This window comes from uncultured Legionella sp., assembly GCF_937871865.1.
Lineage (GTDB): Bacteria > Pseudomonadota > Gammaproteobacteria > Legionellales > Legionellaceae > Legionella.
The window spans coordinates 1-2,521 of record NZ_CALMPD010000061.1; the positions used below are offsets into that span (position 1 = coordinate 1).

A 2,521-nucleotide genomic window follows, 5' to 3' on the forward strand; every position below is an offset into this window, starting at 1 on the left:
CTCCCACAATTAATTTAATTCAGAGGCGACAACTTTCCTGAAATTGGGGGATAATATCCCTAAAAAAATCAATTACATTTTGCAAGTTAGTTTCTTTAGGATTTCGCAATATTTTTTTAATTTTACGTTTCAAGGACTCAGGAAAGACACCTGGTATGTTATTAAAACTTATTTTCCTTGCGAGAAATTTCCAAAAAAACAAGTGAATAAACGGCATCATTATGACAACCGTAATGCCATTTTAAAAAAATATGGCATGTCAATTTATTCGAGCAAAAATAAGGCTAAAGCTATCGGGTACGCCAAGGAGTTAATGAAGCAACATGCCGTACCCAAATATGTATTTAATTCCCTGATAGAGTACTTCCATCAGCATAAAATAGTCAGGCCATCCTATACCACCTTACAAGAAGTGGTTTCTAAAGCTTTGAACCATGAAAAAAATAGATTAAGCAATAAGATATATACCCTAACTGACAAACCGTTCAGAGAATTATTGGCCAACTTTCTCGAAAAAGATGAGTTATTTTATCAATTGACTGCTGTGAAAAAAGATCAAAAGGATTTTACAACTGGAGAAATTAATACCTCCATAAAAAACCATCAATTTTTGTCCGCTCTTTATCAAAGATCCACCGAAATCATTAAAGAACTGGGTATTTCAGAACAAAACATCCTGCATTATGCTGATTTAGCTGTGTACCATACCTGTTACGGTTTGCGGGCTATGAAACAAAAAAACTTATCTCGACTATATCTCATGTGCTACGCTCACCAACGCTATTTAAAAATCAGCGATCACTTGGTTGCCAGTTTTATTTATAAAATGAATTATTACACAGGTGAAGCGGAGTCTTACCAGGCACAGGCCATTTGTGATGCTAAAAACGAAGACAAAGACCAACGTCATGCAGCCGCTGCAATATTATCACTCGTAAACAATAAAAAGGTGGCGGATTCTGAAATACGGAAAAAAGCATATGAGATTATGCCAGAAGAGAAATTCCAACAGTTCATACAAAAAATTAAAAAACCAAATTTTACTCCCGAGTTTTATCGTTGGGAATACTACAGTGATGCAGCATCGACCATTAAGTTAAATACCCGAGCCGCATTTAAAGCTCTGGATTTTCATAGTAAAAATAAGGCGTTAAATGCTGCTATAGTTTTCTTAAAAAGCCACTATAACTCTAATAAGTCATTCAGCACTTATCAATTTAAAGACATACCCCTTGAATTCATACCCAAAGTGCTTCAGCGCTACGTGATTAAAAAGGTTCGATTGGATAAAAATAATAAAAAGGTAAAAACCATTGACCCTGACAGGTATGAGGTGATGCTTTATCTTCAAATTGAAAAGAGCCTAAAAACAGGTTCAGTTACCATTTATAATAGTTTATCTTACCGCTCATTAAATGATGAGCTACACCCCAAACAGGATTGGGATGAAAATAAACATTTAATCATTAAAAGCCTTGAGAATAAACTGTTGGCAACGGATATAAACGATATCCTTAAACAGCTTACTGATCGATTATTCCTGCGCTATAAAGAAATAAACGATAAAATTGCGTCAGGTCAAAACAACAAAATTAAGCTCAAACACAACAAAAATGGAGAGGTTATTCGCTGGCAGTTACCTTATAAAAAATCAGACGATGGTGTTAATAATCCTTTTTATGAGAATTTACCCCTCACAAGTATCGGGAAAATCATACAGTTTGGTAATAACCATACCGGATTTATGAAAAAATTTACTCATATCTTGCCAATAGGCAGTAAAAAACAAGCTGATGAAGCGGCATTATCGGCCTGTCTTGTTGCAAAAGGTACTGGAATTGATATTGATAAAATGAAAGACATTAGCGATGTTAAAGAACATGACCTAAAGTCAACTTATGCTGATTTTATTCGCCATATGACCTTAACACAAGCAAGTGATGTAGTAATGAGTTGTGTAAAGGAATTGCCAATATTTGAAAAATATACTCTGGCTGATTATGGAATCCATGCAAGCATTGATGGACAGAAATTAGAAACCAAATTCAATTCTATTATGGCAAGGTTTTCAACAAAATATTTTGGATTTGGCCAGGGAGTATCTGCTTATACATTGTCCGCAAACTGGCTGCCCCTATGCACAAAAATTATTGGAGCAAATGAGCACGAAAGCCATTATCTGTTTGATATGCTCAATAGCAACACTAGCGATATTGAAGTTGCAGCGGTATCAGGGGACATGCACAGTATAAACCGAGTCAATTTCATCATATTGTTCCTTTTTGGCTACCGTTTTATGCCTCGGTTTACTCAATTAGATAAAAAAGCAAGTTTAAACCTGGTCAGTTTTGATGAGCCTAAGCTTTATGAAGGAATGCTTATAAAACCAAGTAAAAAAGTGAACGTTAAATTAATTATTAAAGAATGGGATAATATTCTAAGAATAATGGCAACACTTGGACTTAAAAAGAGTAGCCAAAGTACTATTGTAAAAAAACTATCATCTTATCAATCTAATGAT

The 2,521-nt window shown here is 34.5% G+C and carries 1 protein-coding gene; it reads left to right on the forward strand.

What is annotated here, in order from left to right; genetic code table 11:
• Window positions 1-43 precede the first annotated feature (43 nt).
• Window positions 44-2,521 (forward strand): Tn3 family transposase (locus Q0495_RS03625; RefSeq protein WP_298623211.1); only part of this gene is annotated, 2,478 nt, incomplete at its 3' end.